At 67.0% G+C, this 15,793-nt stretch carries 14 protein-coding genes; 10 read left to right on the top strand and 4 right to left on the bottom strand.

Annotated features, from left to right (window positions below; genetic code table 11):
* The first annotated feature begins 7 nt into the window (after nt 1–7).
* From sdhD to BES08_RS07845, 5 genes are all read left to right on the top strand, one after another.
* The gene (gene sdhD / locus BES08_RS07865) at nt 8–394 is read left to right on the top strand and encodes a succinate dehydrogenase, hydrophobic membrane anchor protein (protein ID WP_008831298.1); all 387 of its coding nucleotides are present in this window, start codon (nt 8–10) and stop codon (nt 392–394) included.
* Nucleotides 394–2,202 carry a succinate dehydrogenase flavoprotein subunit gene (gene sdhA, locus BES08_RS07860; protein ID WP_036523815.1) on the top strand — a complete coding sequence of 603 codons (1,809 nt, stop codon included), beginning with the start codon at nt 394–396 and terminating at the stop codon, nt 2,200–2,202. The genes sdhD and sdhA overlap by 1 nt, the downstream gene beginning before the upstream one ends.
* Nucleotides 2,203–2,437: 235 nt before the next feature.
* Nucleotides 2,438–3,025 carry an HdeD family acid-resistance protein gene (locus BES08_RS07855; protein ID WP_008831300.1) on the top strand — a complete coding sequence of 196 codons (588 nt, stop codon included), beginning with the start codon at nt 2,438–2,440 and terminating at the stop codon, nt 3,023–3,025.
* A gap of 56 nt (nt 3,026–3,081) precedes the next feature.
* Nucleotides 3,082–3,480: a BlaI/MecI/CopY family transcriptional regulator gene (locus tag BES08_RS07850; protein WP_069708024.1), complete on the top strand. Its 399-nt coding sequence runs from the start codon at nt 3,082–3,084 to the stop codon at nt 3,478–3,480.
* Nucleotides 3,477–5,282, top strand: coding sequence for a M56 family metallopeptidase (locus BES08_RS07845; protein ID WP_069708023.1), 1,806 nt, complete (start codon nt 3,477–3,479; stop codon nt 5,280–5,282). Before BES08_RS07850 ends, BES08_RS07845 begins: the two co-directional genes overlap by 4 nt.
* Nucleotides 5,283–5,331: 49 nt before the next feature.
* On the opposite strand, the gene BES08_RS07840 is transcribed toward BES08_RS07845, so the two are convergent.
* Genes BES08_RS07840 through ypfJ form a run of 3 tightly spaced genes read right to left on the bottom strand, consistent with a single transcriptional unit; the run spans nt 5,332 to nt 7,694 of the window.
* Nucleotides 5,332–6,069, bottom strand: coding sequence for a Cif family virulence factor (locus tag BES08_RS07840; RefSeq protein ID WP_069708022.1), 738 nt, complete (start codon nt 6,067–6,069; stop codon nt 5,332–5,334).
* Between the two features lie 10 nt (nt 6,070–6,079).
* Complete coding sequence (locus tag BES08_RS07835; protein ID WP_231958201.1) at nt 6,080–6,808, bottom strand: hypothetical protein; 729 nt, start codon at nt 6,806–6,808, stop codon at nt 6,080–6,082.
* 10 nt (nt 6,809–6,818) lie between these two features.
* Nucleotides 6,819–7,694, bottom strand: a complete 876-nt coding sequence (gene ypfJ, locus BES08_RS07830; protein WP_069708020.1) for a KPN_02809 family neutral zinc metallopeptidase — start codon at nt 7,692–7,694, stop codon at nt 6,819–6,821.
* 203 nt (nt 7,695–7,897) lie between these two features.
* Here ypfJ and BES08_RS07825 point away from each other — a divergent pair, with 203 nt between their 5' ends.
* The 4 genes from BES08_RS07825 (at nt 7,898) to BES08_RS07810 (ending at nt 12,884) form a co-directional block, all read left to right on the top strand.
* A complete protein-coding gene (locus BES08_RS07825; protein ID WP_083274629.1) occupies nt 7,898–9,448 on the top strand; it encodes a M28 family peptidase in 1,551 nt (516 codons plus the stop codon).
* Nucleotides 9,449–9,563: 115 nt separating this feature from the next.
* Nucleotides 9,564–11,021: an IMP dehydrogenase gene (gene guaB, locus BES08_RS07820; protein ID WP_069708019.1), complete on the top strand. Its 1,458-nt coding sequence runs from the start codon at nt 9,564–9,566 to the stop codon at nt 11,019–11,021.
* A gap of 141 nt (nt 11,022–11,162) precedes the next feature.
* Entirely contained in the window at nt 11,163–12,329 is a 1,167-nt protein-coding gene (locus BES08_RS07815; protein ID WP_069708018.1) for an RsmB/NOP family class I SAM-dependent RNA methyltransferase, read from the top strand.
* Nucleotides 12,330–12,341: 12 nt separating this feature from the next.
* Complete coding sequence (locus BES08_RS07810) at nt 12,342–12,884, top strand: tetratricopeptide repeat protein (protein ID WP_008831309.1); 543 nt, start codon at nt 12,342–12,344, stop codon at nt 12,882–12,884.
* Between the two features lie 180 nt (nt 12,885–13,064).
* Here BES08_RS07810 and BES08_RS07805 read toward each other — a convergent pair whose 3' ends face one another.
* The gene (locus BES08_RS07805) at nt 13,065–13,547 is read right to left on the bottom strand and encodes an RNA pyrophosphohydrolase (RefSeq protein ID WP_008831310.1); all 483 of its coding nucleotides are present in this window, start codon (nt 13,545–13,547) and stop codon (nt 13,065–13,067) included.
* Nucleotides 13,548–13,799: 252 nt separating this feature from the next.
* Between BES08_RS07805 and BES08_RS07800 the strand changes: the two genes are divergently transcribed.
* Nucleotides 13,800–15,758 carry a 2-oxoacid:acceptor oxidoreductase subunit alpha gene (locus BES08_RS07800; RefSeq protein WP_069708017.1) on the top strand — a complete coding sequence of 653 codons (1,959 nt, stop codon included), beginning with the start codon at nt 13,800–13,802 and terminating at the stop codon, nt 15,756–15,758.
* Nucleotides 15,759–15,793 lie beyond the last annotated feature (35 nt).

The following is a 15,793-nucleotide window of genomic DNA, read 5'->3' as shown; positions in this document are numbered from 1 at the left end:
ACGAACAATGGGTAACGGAACCTCAATCGGCCGCGTGCGCGGCCTCGGCTCGGCAAAGGGCGGCGTCCACCACTGGCTGCTGCAGCGCTTCACCGCGATCGGCAACCTGATCTCGGTGCTGTTCCTGATCGTCTCGCTGGTGCTGCTGCCGGACTATTCCTACGGCACCATCGTCGAATGGATCGCACGTCCGGTCCCGGCCGTGATGATGATCCTGCTGGTCGTCACGACCTTCTGGCACGCACGCCTCGGCCTGCAAGTGCTGGTCGAGGACTACCTGCACGACCACGCCAACAAGTTCGCCGCCATCGCCGCGCTGAACCTTGCCGCTTGCGGCGGGATCGCGTTCGGCGTGTTCTGCATCGTCCGTATCGCGCTGGGAGCACACGCCTGATGTCCGCGCCTGCCTACAAGATCATCGACCACACCTACGACACCGTCGTCGTCGGCGCCGGCGGCTCGGGCCTGCGCGCCACGATGGGCTCGGCCGAAGCCGGCCTGAAGACCGCGTGCATCACCAAGGTGTTCCCCACACGAAGCCACACCGTTGCGGCGCAGGGCGGCATTGCCGCCAGCCTCAAGAACAACACGCCGGACCACTGGACCTGGCACATGTACGACACCGTCAAGGGGTCGGACTGGCTGGGCGACCAGGACGCCATCGAATACATGGTGCGCGAAGCTCCCGCAGCCGTGTACGAGCTGGAGCACGCAGGCGTGCCCTTCAGCCGCAACGCCGACGGCACGATCTACCAGCGTCCGTTCGGCGGCCACATGCAGAACATGGGCGAAGGCCCGCCGGTGCAGCGCACTTGCGCCGCCGCCGACCGTACCGGCCACGCCATGCTCCACGCGCTGTACCAGCAGTCGCTGAAGTACGACGCGGACTTCTTCATCGAATACTTCGCGATCGACCTCATCATGGACGGCGGCAAGTGCGTCGGCGTGATCGCGCTGTGCATGGATGACGGCACGATCCACCGCTTCCGCTCGCAGGCCGTCGTGCTCGCGACCGGCGGCTACGGTCGTTCGTATTTCACCGCGACGTCTGCCCACACCTGCACCGGCGACGGTGGCGGCATGGTGCTGCGCGCCGGCCTGCCCCTGCAGGACATGGAGTTCGTCCAGTTCCACCCGACCGGCATCTACGGCGCCGGCGTTCTCATCACCGAGGGCGCACGCGGCGAAGGCGGCTACCTGACGAACTCCGAAGGCGAGCGCTTCATGGAGCGTTACGCGCCTTCGGCGAAGGACCTTGCCAGCCGTGACGTCGTCTCGCGCTCGATGGCGATGGAAATCCGCGAAGGCCGGGGCGTCGGTCCGCACAAGGACCATATCTACCTGCACCTCGATCACATCGATCCCAAGGTGCTGGGCGAGCGTCTGCCGGGCATCACCGAGAGCGGCAAGATCTTCGCGGGCGTGGACCTTACCCGCCAGCCGCTGCCGGTCGTCCCGACCGTGCACTACAACATGGGCGGCATCCCGTGCGACTATAACGGCCGCGTGATGACCATCGGCCCCGACGGCGATCCCGAAACCGTGGTTCCGGGCCTGTTCGCGGTGGGTGAGGCGGCTTGCGTCTCGGTTCACGGCGCCAACCGTCTGGGCTCGAACTCGCTGATCGACCTCGTGGTGTTCGGCCGCGCGACCGGCCTGTACCTCAAGGAAAACCTGACGCCGAACGGCACGCAGGCGGAACTGCCCAAGGATTCGGCCGATCTGGCGCTCACCCGCCTCGACCACTTCCGCAATGCCAACGGCTCGTCCTCGACCGCGGAAATCCGCACCGAGATGCAGCGCACCATGTCGCTCCACGCGGCGGTGTTCCGCACCGACGAACTGATGGTCGAGGGCAAGGAAAAGCTCGCCGCGACCTATCAGAAGATGAACGACATCAAGGTTACCGACCGCGGCCTGATCTGGAATTCGGACCTGGTGGAGACGCTGGAGCTGGACAACCTGATCTCGCAGGCCACCGTGACCCTGCACGGCGCGCAGAACCGCAAGGAAAGCCGCGGCGCGCATGCGCACGAGGACTTCCCGAACCGCGACGACGTGAACTGGATGAAGCACACCGCGACCTGGTTCGACGGCTGGGGCGGCAAGGGCGGCGACGTTCGCATCGACTATCGCCCGGTGCACGAATTCACGCTGACCGACGACGTCGAGTACATCAAGCCCAAGGCCCGCGTGTACTGATATCGGCTGAGGTTGAAAACGAGAGGAGGGCGGCGCAGCGGCAAGGCTGCGCCGCCCTTTTTCGTTTCACCCCCAGCCCCTCCCGCAAGCGGGAGGGGAGAAAGTGCGAGAATGCCCCTCCCGCAAGCGGGAGGGGAGCGAGACTTGGGCCGCAGGCCCTAGTCGCAGCGGGGTGGGCGTACCGGCGCGCAACCCTTCGCCCTGCCGTGCATTGCAGCGGGTGAAAGGAACCCCCATGCAACGCACCGACGTCGATCCCCTGCTCGAGCCCAACGTGCACCGCGACCCGCTCGTGCGCGAGATGGAGCGCGCGCCCGGCAGCACCTGGGGCTGGGTCATGGCCTATGGCGTGCTGCTGATCCTTGCCGCGTTGATCGTGCTGCTCAATCCGCTGGTGGCGGGCGTGGCGACCGGGCTGATCCTCGGCGTAATCCTCATCGTCGCAGGCGTGGCAGCCGTTGCGGCGGGCTGGACCTCGCTGTCGAGTCGCGCGCGGTGGACGGAGATCCTGCTCGGCGTTCTCGCGCTGCTGGCGGGCATCTTCGCCGTGGCAGACCCGGTTGCGGGCGCGCTGTCGCTGGTCATCGCCATCGGGCTATGGCTGGTCGTCTCCGGCGTGTTCCAGATCGCCTTCGCGCTCAAGGCCCGCCACGACAAGGGCTGGCGCCTGCTACTCGGCGTGCTCGACGTGGTGCTGGGGATGGTGCTGCTGTTTTCGAGTGCGGCGACGGGCCTCGCTTTCCTCGCTATCATCGTCGCGATCAGCCTGACGGTGCGTGCGGTTTTCCTGATCCAGCTGGCCCTGCTCCTCAAGCGCAGCTGAGTTGACATTCACCCACCGTTCATGTTTACAGACGTAGTCGATTACGTGTGTAGACGATGGAGAGATGGGTGTCCGAGTCCCCTGAACAGCCCGACCGCATTTCCGAAGCCGAGCATGCGGTGATGGAGGCGCTGTGGCAGCGCTCCCCGCTCACCGCCCAGGAAGTCTGTGAGGAAGTCTGCGGACCGCGCGGCTGGAGCCTCGCCACGGTCAAGACGCTGCTGTCGCGCCTCGTCGCCAAGCAGGCGGTCGAGACCGAGCCTGACGGCAAGCGCTTCCTTTACTCGCCCCGCATCGCGCGTACAGTCTATGTCGGTGCGGAAAGCCGCCGCTTGGTAGATCGCCTGTTCGGCGGCCGCGCGGCGCCGCTTTTCGCGCATTTGGCTGAGAGCGAACAACTCAGCGACGACGACATTGCCGAGATTGAAGCCCTGCTGAAGGAGCTGAAGTCATGACCGAGTGGCTTACCGATACGCTTCTGGCGACCGGCGTGCTGATGGCGCTGGTGCTGCTCGTCCGCCGCCCCGTCGCGCGCTGGTTCGGTCCGGGCGCGGCTTATGCGCTCTGGGCGCTGCCGATGATACGGTTGGTGCTGCCTCCACTGGCGCTGCCCCGCTTCATGGAGCATGGCTTACTGTCCAATCTTCGCTTCGGTGTAGAGCCGATCACGGCGTCTGCCGCAGGGTTTCAGGCTGCGACGCCGGTCGAGACGGTGCTGCTGCCAGCAGCCGGCCCGGTTGCGGAAGGCGCTGCCGCGCTGCCCGCCGCTGAGGTGCTGACGGCCGCTTCGATCGAGCCGGGGCTGCTGGCACAAGTGCCGTGGGCGACAGTTGCCCTGGCCGTGTGGCTCGGCGGTGCGGCGCTGTTCCTCGTTTGGCGGACGGTGACTTACCGCTGGATGCGCCGCGATCTGCTTGATGGCGCGCGCGTGGTTGCTCGATCCGACACCGTGCGGATCGTCGAAACGCCCGCGATCACCGCGCCGCTCGCCTTCGGGGTATTCGACAAGGTCGTCGCTCTGCCGCAGGGATTTCTGGCGGAGGCTGACTCCGAAACCTCCGACTTCGCCATCGCGCACGAGATGGAGCATCACGCGGGCAGCGACCTGCTGGCGCTGATCGCGATGCAGCCTCTCTTCGCGCTGCACTGGTTCAATCCGATCGGCTGGGCCGGTTGGCGCGCGGTGAGGGCTGATCAGGAGGCCTTCTGCGACGCCCGGGTCATGGCTGGCCGGACCCGTGCCGAGCGCGCCCGCTACGGCCGCCTGATCGCTTCGATGGCTGGGGGGACGCGGCTCGGCCTTGCCGCGCCGATGGCCGGCCCGCTCTCGGGAGAGAAGCCGATAATCCAGCGTCTGAAGGCACTGGCGGCGGCCGACGTCAGCCCGACGCGGCGCGTGCTCGCCCGCAGCCTGTTCGCGCTGGCCGTCGTCGCGGTGCCTGCTACGGCGACGGTCAGCTATGCCGCGATGGACGAGGCGGAAGCCGATCCCGTCTCCGCGCCGGAAGCAGTCCCGCAGGCGCAACATTCGCGGGTGCCGCACGCTCCGCAGCCGCCGGTGCCGCCTGAGGCTCCTGAAACACTGGCTGAGGCCGAACTGCCGGAGCCCCCAGAAGCGCCGGAGCCGCCCGAAATGCCGGAAGTCGATGTGGCTGAAGGTATCGCGCCGCCGGTGCCGCCGGTTCCTCCCGTACCTCCGGCTCCCCCCGCCGCCCCCTCCGCTCTCGCCGCACCGGCGCCTCGTCCGATGCCGAACGCCCGAGTCACGATGCGCAAGACGATGACGGTCGACGATGTTCGCCAGATGCACGACCGCTTGCGCAGCGCGGCGGATGCCCAGCGCAGCGTGGCCGATGCACAGCGCCGTTCGACGGAAGCACAGCGCATGGCCGCAGAAGCCTTGGCGCGCGCGCCCAAGGTGGAGGAATCGGTCTCGGCCGATGGCAAGCGGCATACCATTCGCATCGTGCAAAAGGACGGCTCGCGCGTTTCGACTCGGACCATGGTGCTCGACGAGAATTGCCCCGCCGACAGCCGCCGCCGCGAGGCGAGCCGCGAAAGCAACGGGTCTAGTGCATCGGTGGTCATCTGCACCGGCGAGCCCAGGGCCGCGAAATTCGCGGCAGTGAATGCCTTGCGCAGCGCCCGCGCCTCGATCGCGGCAGACCGTGCGCTGGATGCGAAGGTCCGCTCGGAAATCCTCGCCGACCTCGACGGAGAGATCGCCGACGCCCATCGCGAGGCGAACGCTAACTGACGCTCATAATGCGGGAGGCCGGCAGCCGGGGGCTGCCGGCTTTCTTACGTCAAGCCGGTCGCAGCTTCGCCGAGGTGATGTGCCAGCCTTGCGAAATACCCATGCCGCGGTTGATCTGGCGCAGATCATAACTGCCGGTGAATCGCTGACGTCGGCCGTCGTCGAGTTCTGCATCGACCGTTACCGGGACGGTGACGTAGATCGACCCGGCGCCGCCCTCGACGTCTGACACCTTGCCGATATCCACGTGAACGCGGCGGGAATGGGCGTAGCCGTCGCTGAAAGCCTGCAGGGTCTGGCCGCCGGGCCCGCCGTCCGGTCCCCACAGGGTCCATGCCGAGGCATAATCGCGCGCGTTGATTGCGGCGTAGTAGCGCTTCACCATGTCGGCGGCGGCTTCCTTGCCGATGGGATCTATTCCGCCGCATTCAGGAGTTTTTGCCGCATCCTCACCGAGAATGGCGCATCCGCGGGCCACTTCGTTGCGGATCATCGCGCAGGAGTTTGCGGCGTTGCACGGCGGGCGCGTCGCGGGAGAGACGGCAATGCACTGCGCGACCAGCTTGCGCGCTGCCGCCTCCCCGATTTCGGACGAGCAGGCGATCGGTCCGGCATCGGCGGCAGGGGAGGAGGGTGCGCTTTGTGGCAGCGCTTCGATAGGGGCCGCGCTCAACGTTTCAGGAGCGGGTGAGGAAGGCGCCTCGCCCGTCGCCGTGGCAGTCGGCTCGCCGCCGCATGCGGACAGCAGCAGCACGAGCGCGCTTGCCGCAGGAAGTGCCCGAAGCATCAAGCAGCCGTCAGTTCTTGGGAGAAGGCTGGCGGGCGTCGGGCTCGGTCTTGAAGGCGAGATCCCGGTCTGACTTCGCGTCGGCTTTGGCCTCGGACTTCGCCTTCTTCTTCGCGTCCTTTTCCTGCTCCATCGCCTTGAGTTCGTTCACGCGGGCCTGGACGACGCTGGCGGGGGCGGGGGATGCGGGATAGCGGCAACCCTTGGCCGAGCCGACGCCCTTGAGGAAACCGCGGCGCGTCAGGCCCGCCTGGATCGCCGCATTGACCTTGCGGTCCTGCGCGTTGGCGCCCGAGACTTCGCGGATCAGGCCGCGAAACGGGATGAACGAGGCGACCACCCACTTGCCCACGCGCCCGGCGCTGATGCGGTCGCGCTCTTCGGCGGGGAGGTCGATGTCGGGGCCGAGGACTTCGTCGAGCTGCTGGATCGCCCCGGCGATCTGGCGGCATTTTGACAGGCCGTGCAGCGTGTAGGGCTCCGCCGTGGCATTGACGAGGAGGGGGGGGATTTCCCCGTCGCGCCCCACGTTGAGGTCGGTCATCGGCGTCTTCGCCACGTCCACCGCATCGGGATCACGCGAGGTGATCGGCTTTTCATCTTGCCTGGCTGCTGCCGGAGCAGCCAGTGTGCCTGCGCTCAGGCTCGCAACGACGATCGCACCCAGCCACTTGCGGCTCATGTCCCTGTTCTCCTGTCCCCGGCGCGCGGTCGCCGATCCGCCACCGGGTCCGCTCACGCCTGTGATGTCATCCTGTTGAAGAGAACGTGTCACATGCGTCCTCGTTCCCGGTTTCGAGGCCGCGCTTGAGCCAGCGCATGCGCTCGGCGCTGGAGCCGTGGGTGAAACTCTCCGGCGTCACCGCCTGTCCGGCGTTCTTCATCAGCGTGTCGTCGCCGATCGCGCTGGCGGCGGTCAGACCTTCCTCCATGTCGCCTGGCTCGATGCGGTCGCGGTTCCTGGCGGCCCAGACGCCCGCGTAGCAGTCTGCCTGCAGTTCCATCTTCACCTGCAGGGCGTTCTCCTGCCGGGGGTTCTGCTGCTGCGCCTTGCGGACCTGCTGGTCGAGGCCGGTGAGGTGCTGGACATGGTGCCCGTACTCATGCGCCATCACATAATAGCGCGCGAAGTCGCCCCGGGCGCCGAGTTGCTTGTCCATCTGGTCGTAGAAGCTGACGTCGATATAGATGCCCTGATCGGCGGGGCAGTAGAACGGCCCCATTGCGCTGCTCGCCGCGCCGCAGCCGCTGCGGGTGCCGCCGGTGTAGAAGTGCAGCATCGGCTGCTCGAAGGGCACGTTGGCCTTCTGGAACAGCGGCTGCCAGGTCTTGTCGAGCGAGGACAGCGCATTGCACGATTCGCGCGAGTAGGCATTTTGCGTGCAGATCTCTGTCGCGCTGCGCGAGCCGCCCACCGGTTGCTGCGCGGTGGTCGGCGTCTGCTGCTGCACGTTCTCCAGCGTGCCGAGCATTTGTCCCGGGTCCACGCCGAAGACTAGGGCGCCGATCAGCACGATGATCAGGCCGCCGCAGCCCAGCTTGCCGCCGCCGAGGGAAAAGCCGCCGCCGCGGCTGCCGCCTTCGGTGACCTTGATGTTGTCGGGGTCGAAATCGTCCAGCCGCATGGGTGCCGTATCCTCTTTTCGCCGTTGCCGGGCAGCGTCTCGCGTGCAGATCAATTCGCAGAACTCGGGGGTGTTCCGCAAGTCTCCCGAGTGTTGCGCGGCTGCGTCATTATCGCCGGATGAAGCGGGAAATGTTGCAACTGCACGCGATTGGAGGAAATTTTACAACCGTGCTCGAAAATGTGTCGTATAGGTGCAGCGCAATGAAGTCGGGCATCCGGGCAGTGGGACGTGCAGCAGGGAAAAGTGCGTGGAGGACGGCAGCGTTCTTCGCGCTTTTCGCCGTAGGAGTTCCCATCGGCGTCGTTGCCGCCAGCGTCAGCCGCGCCGACCGCGAGATCGAGGACCGGCTGCGCGCGCATATCCAGATCCTCGCCAGCGACGATTTCGATGGCCGTGAACCCGGCACCGATGGCGAGGCGAAGACGCTGCGCTACCTTGCCAAGCAGTGGTTCGACATCGGCCTTGTCTCGGGCACAAATGATCCGGGCAATGAGTGGTTTGCGCCGGTTACTGTCGTCGCTCACGAACCGTCGAGCGGTTCCGCCCGCTTCCTGCGCAAGGGCTTCCGCGCCACCATCGCGCCAAGCGACGTGCTGGTCTTCACCTCTGGCAAGCGTTCGCTGGTGCGCAATGCGCCGCTGCTCTTCGTCGGCCGCGCGCGCAGCCAGGACTTCACGCGCAACGAACTGGCCGGCCGCATCGCCGTAGTGCTCGACGGGAATACGCCCGACAGTGCGCGCCAGAACGAACTGCTCGCGCTGGGCGCCTCGGCCGTGCTGACCGTGCTCGACGGCGAGCGCACGCTGGACGAGGTAGCGGCCCGGCGTCGGCGTTCGGGCTACGCGCTCTCGGACGAAGCGCTGGGCGGCGACCTTGAGGCGTTCATCGGCCGCGCGACGATGGAAACCCTGCTCAAGGGCACCGCGCATACTTTCGATGATCTGGAGCAGGCGGCGGGTAAGGATGATTTCGCGCCCATCGTGCTGGACGTCACCGCCTCGCTGGAAGCCGCGACGGACGAGACGACGATCCGAACGCATAACCTGATCGGCAAGCTGCCGGGGCGCAGCAAGCAGGCGGGCGCGGTGCTGTTCGTGGCTCATTGGGACCATTTCGGAGAATGCGGCGAGCCTCCCGCCGAGGACGTCATCTGCAACGGTGCGGTGGACAACGCCAGCGGCGTCGCAGCGCTGACCGAAGTGGCGCGCCGTCTGTCGCGCAGCCCGCAGATGGACCGCGACGTCTATTTCCTCGCCACCACAGCGGAGGAACTCGGGCTGCTGGGCGCGCACGCCTTTGCCGAGAGCCCACCGCTGCCGCTGGAGCGGATCGTCGCGGCCTTCAACATCGATTCGGTCGCCATCGCGCCGCGCAAGACGCCCTTCGCCATCGTCGGACGGGGCATGACCGGGCTCGACAAGGACATCGCCAAGGTCGCCAAGGCGGAAGGCTTCAAGCTGCGCGAGAACAACGACGCCAATGAATATGTGAAACGGCAGGATGGCTGGGCCTTGCTGCAGCACGACATTCCCGCCGTCATGGTGACGACGTCCTATGGCGACATCGAGCGGATGCGTGCCTTCTTCGACGGCGACTATCACCGGCCGAGCGACGACCTGTCCCACCCGATCGAGCTTGGCGGGGCCAGCGACGACGTGAAGATGCTGACTGCGCTGGGCCGCTGGTTCGCCGATACGCGCAAGGTGCCGGTCACGCCCATGGTGGCAAAGGCGCCGGTCTCGGCGAAATAGCCGGACCTGTCGCACCAGAAACCCGAAAAACATGGGATTCGCCCCCTAGCCCAAACCGCCCCCTTTGATTACATGAGCCGCCACGATTCTCCCCTCGAAGGCATTGGTGGCGCACATGGATATCCAGCTCGGACTCACTTTCGACGACGTACTCCTGCGTCCCGCCAAGTCCGACATCGTGCCGACCCAGGCCGATACCCGCTCCATGCTGACCCGCACCATCGGGCTGAACATCCCCGTGATCTCCTCCGCCATGGACACCGTGACCGAGGCGCAGATGGCGATCGTCATGGCGCAGATGGGCGGGATCGGCGTGCTGCACCGCAACTTGTCGATCGAGGAGCAGGTTGCCGCCGTCCGCCAGGTCAAGCGCTTCGAGAGCGGCATGGTCGTCAATCCCATCACCATCGGCCCCGATGCCACGCTGGGCGAGGCGCAGGCGCTGATGACCGCGAACCGCATCAGCGGCATCCCGGTGGTCGAGGCGTCGGGCAAGCTCGTCGGCATCCTCACCAACCGCGACGTGCGTTTTGCCGCCAACGCCGCGCAGCCGGTGCGCGAACTGATGACGCATGAGAACCTCGCAACCGTTAAGGTCGGCGTCGATCAGGACGAGGCGCGCCGCCTGCTGCACGCCCGCCGCATCGAGAAGCTGCTTGTCGTCGATGAGGGCTTCCACTGCGTCGGCCTCATCACCGTCAAGGACATCGAGAAGGCGGTCCTGTTTCCCGAGGCCACCAAGGACGAGGCAGGCCGCCTGCGCGTCGCCGCCGCCACCACCGTGGGCGACAAGGGCTTCGCGCGCACCGAGGCGCTGCTGGCGGCCGAGTGCGACGTCGTCGTCATCGACACCGCGCATGGCCACAACCGCGACGTCGCTCTGGCGGTCGAGCGGGTGAAGAAGCTGTCGAATTCGGCGCAGGTCATCGCCGGCAACATCGCCACCGCCGAAGCCGCCAAGGCGCTGATCGACGCGGGCGCCGACTGCGTGAAGGTCGGCATCGGCCCGGGCTCGATCTGCACCACGCGCATCGTCGCAGGGGTAGGCGTGCCGCAGCTCACCGCCGTGATGGAAGCCGCCGAGGAAGCCGAGAAGGCGGGCGTGCCGGTCATCGCCGACGGCGGCCTGCGCACTTCGGGTGACGCCGCCAAGGCGCTGGCCGCCGGTGCCTCGACGATCATGGTCGGCTCGATGCTCGCAGGCACCGAGGAAGCGCCGGGCGAGACGTTCCTGTACCAGGGCCGCGCCTACAAGTCGTACCGCGGCATGGGCTCGGTCGGCGCGATGGGCCGCGGCTCGGCGGACCGCTACTTCCAGGGCGACATCAAGGACCAGATGAAGCTGGTGCCCGAGGGCATCGAAGGCCAGGTCGCGTTCAAGGGCGCCGCCAAGGACGTCATCCACCAGCTGGTGGGCGGCATCAAGGCGGCGATGGGCTACACCGGCTCGGCGACGATCGAGGACTTGCGCAAGAACTCCAAGTTCATCCGCATCACCAATGCGGGCCTGCGCGAGAGCCACGTCCACGACGTGACGATCACCCGCGAGGCACCGAACTATCCGACGCGCTGAGGCAGCTAACCCCCTCCCGCAAGCGGGAGGGGTAGCGAGACTTGGGCCGCAGGCCCTTAGTCGCAGCGGGGTGGGCACTGACGCCGACCTCGCGTTCTCATGCGCCCACCCTCGGCCTCTCCTGCAGGCGGGAGGGGTGAATTGACCCCCGCAGCCCGCATTCAGGCAGCCATTGAGGTGCTCGATCTCGTCATCGAGGCCGCGCGGTCCAACGGCGCGCCTGCCGACCGCCTGATTTCCGAGTGGTTCCGGGCCCGCCGCTGGGCAGGCAGCGGAGACCGCCGAGCGGTACGTGAACTCGCCTACCGCGCCATCCGCGCCTGCGGGGAAATCCCCGCGACCGGCCGGGCCGCGATGCTGCGCGTCGCGGATACCGACCCGCAACTCGCCGCACTGTTCGACGGATCGCGCCACGCGCCCGCACCGATCGACGCCGCTGAGCCGATGGCTGAGGCCGGTGTCGCTCCGGCATGGTTGATGCAGCGCCTCGCCGACAGCGGCGTCGAACATCCTGAAGCCCTGCTGGACCGCGCGCCGCTCGACATCCGCGTCAACACGCTCAAGTCCGGCAGTCTCGACCTCCCCGAAGGCGGGGAGAAGACCGTCGCCGCGCACGGCTGGCGCTACCCGCCCGAGACGAAGATCGAGCAGTCGCCCGCTTACCTCGAAGGCATGATTGAGGTGCAGGATGCGGGCTCGCAACTCACCTGCGAGGTCGTGGCCGCGCGGCCGGGCGAGACGGTGATCGATTTGTGTGCCGGGGCAGGGGGCAAGACCCTCGCGCTCGCCGCCGCGATGGAGAACGCCGGGCGGCTCGTCGCCTGCGATGCCGACCGCGCGCGCCTGCAACGCCTGCCGCCCCGCGCCGAGCGGGCCGGGGCGACCGGGATCGAGACTTTGCTCCTCGACGCCAACCGCGAGATGCAGGCGCTTGAGCCTTTCGTCGGCGCGGCCGATGCGGTGCTCGTCGATGCGCCGTGCTCGGGTACCGGCACCTGGCGCCGCAACCCGGAAGCGCGCTGGCGCCTGACCGACAAGCAGCTTGAACGCTACGTGGCGATCCAGTCACGCCTGCTCGACATCGCGGCGACGCTGGTGAAGCCGGGCGGGCGGCTGGTCTTCGTGACCTGCTCGCTGCTCGACGCGGAAGGCGCGGATCAGGCCGAAGGTTTCTTGACCCGCCATCCCGACTGGCGCGCCGAACTGCCTGTTTTGCCCGCCGGAACCCCGCGCGGCGCCGGCCTGCGTCTCTCTCCCTCGCGCGATGGAACCGACGGGTTTTTCGTCGCGCGCTTCGTCAGGCTGTGATAGCGTCACGTCATGATGAGGACGAAAACCTCGGCCAAGGACCTGCTGATGCGTTATACGCCCGTTGCCGTTGCCCTTTCCCTGCTAGCCGCCACGTCCTCCAGCGTCCTTCTGTCGCAACCGCCCGAGCAACTCGATCCGCGCGCCAGCATGCTGCTGAGCGAGGGCCGCGCTGCCGCTGCGGCGGGCAACATTGACGGGGCGATCGACGCCTATGAATCGGCGCTGACGGTCGAGCCCGGCAGCGTGACCGTGCTGCTGTCGCTGGCCGACGCCACGCGCCGTCAAGGCATGCAGGGCAAGGCGCTGCATTACTACCGTGTCGCGCTGACCAGCGATCCGCGCAACGTCACGGCGCTTGCCGGCGAGGGCATGGCGCTGGCCGAAAAGGGCGCAACCGAGAAGGCCAACCGCAATCTCGCGCGGCTCCAGACCCTGTGCGGCAAGGACTGCGCAGAGGCGCAGTCGCTGGCAGGCGCGATCGCCAAGGGGCCGACGCCGCGCATGGTCACCGCCGATGCGGTCACGCCGAAGACGGCGGTTTCGGAAAACTGAAGCGCGGCGCTATCTGCGCGGGGGCTTCGACAGGCTCAGCCTGAGCGGGTTTGCCGCCCCCGTCGTCCCGGACTTGATCCGGGACCGGTGGCAGTCTTTAGGTGTGAGCGTGTTGCTCGCGCAGCAAGATCGGTGGTTCACGGCCACCGGTCCCGGATCAAGTCCGGGACGACGTAAGCCTCAGATCAGCGTCTTGAACTCTTCCAGAACAGCACGATAGACACGCTTCTTGAAAGGCACGATGAGGTCCGGCAGCAATGCCGCCTCGACCCATTTCCAGTCGCAGAACTCGGCTGGCTTGTGCGCATTCAGGTCGATGTCGGCATCGCTTCCTTCGAACCGGGCGAGGAACCAATGCTGGCGCTGCCCCCGATATTTGCCCTTCCACAGCTTGCCGACAAGTTCAGGCGGCAGGTCGTAGAGCAGTTCCTCGCGGGTCTGCGACAGCAGCTTGACATGCTTCCTGGTGACGCCGGTTTCCTCGTGCAGTTCGCGAAAGGCGGCTTCCTTAAGGTCTTCGCCGTCGTCGACGCCGCCTTGCGGCATCTGCCACCAGTCGCCTTCACGCGTGTCGATGCGCTTGCCGACGAAGACCTTACCGTCGGCGTTGACGAGCATGACCCCGACGCAGGGGCGATAGGGCAGGGACGAGAAATCGTTCATCGAGATAGGCGAATCCGAATTGAAGGGGAGGGGCTCTCTACGCGATTCGACAGGAATTGCACCCATGTCTGCCTCATGGCCACAGGATGGCGGAACCACCGGCGCTTGACTAGCCCGCATTGAGGTCCACACTCCTCCGATGCTGACAAACCGGAAGTTTGTTCGCTCAAGAGAAAACTAATTTGTCATTGGGAACCTGAGTCCGCAGCCTCGACGCAGAAACCGGCGCGGACCGGCAGCAGAGGATAGACCATGGCGACACTGGCCGGAGAGCACGATACCGACGCGTCCGCTGTCGAGACATCGCCCGTAGAAGCGGTCGTCGTTCGCTTCGCGGGCGACTCGGGTGACGGGATGCAGTTGACCGGCGGCCAGTTCACGCTGTCCACGGCGCTTGCCGGCAATGACCTTGCCACATTCCCGGACTTTCCCGCCGAGATCCGCGCGCCGCAGGGCACGCTGTTCGGAGTCTCCGCCTTCCAGATCAATTTCGGCTCGCAGGAGATTACCACCGCAGGCGATGCGCCGGACGTTCTGGTGGCGATGAACCCGGCGGCGCTGAAGGTGAACGTCGGCGCGCTCAAGCCCGGCGGCCTCGTGATCGCCGACACCGGCGAGTTCAACAAGCGCAACCTCGAAAAGGCGAAGTACGCAGAAAACCCGCTGGAGGACGGCAGCCTCGCGAAGTGGGACGTGCTGGCCTTCGACATCTCGGCGCTGACACTGGAGGCGGTGAAGCCTTTCGGGCTTGGCAACAAGGAGGCGCTGCGCTGCAAGAACATGTGGACGCTGGGCCTGGCGCTGTGGATGTTCGACCGCGACCGCCGCCCGCTGGTCGACTGGCTCCATGCCAAGTTCGCGAAGGCGCCGGTGCTGGCCGAGGCGAACATCGCCGCGCTCAATGCCGGGCACGCCTATGGCGAGACGGCGGAACTCACCGGCCCGCTGCGCAAGCTGCACATCGATCCGGTGCCGACCGAGCCGGGCCTCTACCGCACGGTGACCGGAGCGGAGGCGATCTCGCTCGGGCTGGTGGCGGGAGCGCAGCTGGCCGGGCTGGAGATGTTCTTCGGCGGCTATCCGATCACGCCCGCTTCGGCAGTGCTGCACCATCTGGTGAAGATGAAGGAGTTCGGCGTCACCACATTCCAGGCCGAGGACGAGATCGCGGCCATCTGCGCGGCGATCGGCGCGTCCTATGCCGGGCATTTGGGGGTTACGTCCTCATCGGGGCCGGGCATCGCGCTCAAGGGGGAGGCGATGGGGCTGGCGATCATGACCGAACTGCCGCTGGTCATCGTCAATTCGCAGCGGGGAGGGCCGTCCACCGGGCTGCCGACCAAGACCGAGCAATCGGATCTCTATCAGGCGGTCTACGGCCGCAACGGCGATGCCCCGCTGCCGGTGATCGCCGCGCGCTCGCCTGCCGATGCCTTCGAATGCGCGATCGAGGCCTGCCGCATCGCCACGCAGTTCATGACGCCGGTGATCCTGCTGACCGACGGCTACATCGCCAATGCCTCCGAGCCGTGGAAGGTGCCTGATCCCGGCGGCTTCACCCCGTTCCCGGTGGAATTCCTGACCGAGACCAACAACCCGGAAGGCAAGCCCCTGCCCTTCAGGCGCGACCGGCGCGGAGTGCGCCCGTGGATCAGGCCGGGGACGCCGGGGCTGATGCACCGCATCGGCGGCATCGAGAAGGCCGTGGATACCGGCAATATCGACTATGCCCCCGACGTCCATCAGGCCCAGACCGACGCACGCAAGGCCAAGGTGGAGGCCGTCGCGGACGCCGTGCCGCCGCAGGAGGTGGCGCTCGGGGCGGCGTCGGGAAAGCTGGCGGTGGTCGGCTGGGGATCCACCTTCGGGCCGATCCATCAGGCGGTGCGCCGGGCGCGGCGCAAGGGGCTGGACGTCAGCCACATTCATGTCCGCCACATCTGGCCGCTGCCCCGGAACCTCGGCGAGATGCTGGCCGGATTCGAGCAGGTCGTGGTGCCGGAAATGAACACCGGGCAGTTCAAGACGGTCCTGCGCGACCACTTTCTGGTCGATGCGGTGCCGCTCTCCAAGACCAGCGGCCAGCCCTTCGCCATCGCCGAGATCGAGGCCGCCATCGCGACCTTCTTCGATGCGGTCCCCGGCAACGAGGGCGGCGAAGTCTCGGTCAACGAGACGCAGCTTCCGGCACCGGAAATCGAAAAGCCCTGAGCGCTTAGGCCCAATTCGTCAGGATAGATCTCATC

Origin of the sequence: Novosphingobium resinovorum (assembly GCF_001742225.1) — a bacterium.
Classification (GTDB): domain Bacteria; phylum Pseudomonadota; class Alphaproteobacteria; order Sphingomonadales; family Sphingomonadaceae; genus Novosphingobium; species Novosphingobium resinovorum_A.
This window is presented reverse-complemented; position numbering and strand designations above follow the sequence as displayed.

Coding starts and splice junctions, on each gene's coding strand:
- sdhD (WP_008831298.1), top strand. CDS start 8: ATGGGTAACGGAACCTCAATCGGCCGCGTGCGCGGCCTCGGCTCGGCA.
- sdhA (WP_036523815.1), top strand. CDS start 394: ATGTCCGCGCCTGCCTACAAGATCATCGACCACACCTACGACACCGTC.
- BES08_RS07855 (WP_008831300.1), top strand. CDS start 2,438: ATGCAACGCACCGACGTCGATCCCCTGCTCGAGCCCAACGTGCACCGC.
- BES08_RS07850 (WP_069708024.1), top strand. CDS start 3,082: ATGGAGAGATGGGTGTCCGAGTCCCCTGAACAGCCCGACCGCATTTCC.
- BES08_RS07845 (WP_069708023.1), top strand. CDS start 3,477: ATGACCGAGTGGCTTACCGATACGCTTCTGGCGACCGGCGTGCTGATG.
- BES08_RS07840 (WP_069708022.1), bottom strand. CDS start 6,069: ATGCTTCGGGCACTTCCTGCGGCAAGCGCGCTCGTGCTGCTGCTGTCC.
- ypfJ (WP_069708020.1), bottom strand. CDS start 7,694: ATGCGGCTGGACGATTTCGACCCCGACAACATCAAGGTCACCGAAGGC.
- BES08_RS07825 (WP_083274629.1), top strand. CDS start 7,898: ATGAAGTCGGGCATCCGGGCAGTGGGACGTGCAGCAGGGAAAAGTGCG.
- guaB (WP_069708019.1), top strand. CDS start 9,564: ATGGATATCCAGCTCGGACTCACTTTCGACGACGTACTCCTGCGTCCC.
- BES08_RS07810 (WP_008831309.1), top strand. CDS start 12,342: ATGATGAGGACGAAAACCTCGGCCAAGGACCTGCTGATGCGTTATACG.
- BES08_RS07805 (WP_008831310.1), bottom strand. CDS start 13,547: ATGAACGATTTCTCGTCCCTGCCCTATCGCCCCTGCGTCGGGGTCATG.
- BES08_RS07800 (WP_069708017.1), top strand. CDS start 13,800: ATGGCGACACTGGCCGGAGAGCACGATACCGACGCGTCCGCTGTCGAG.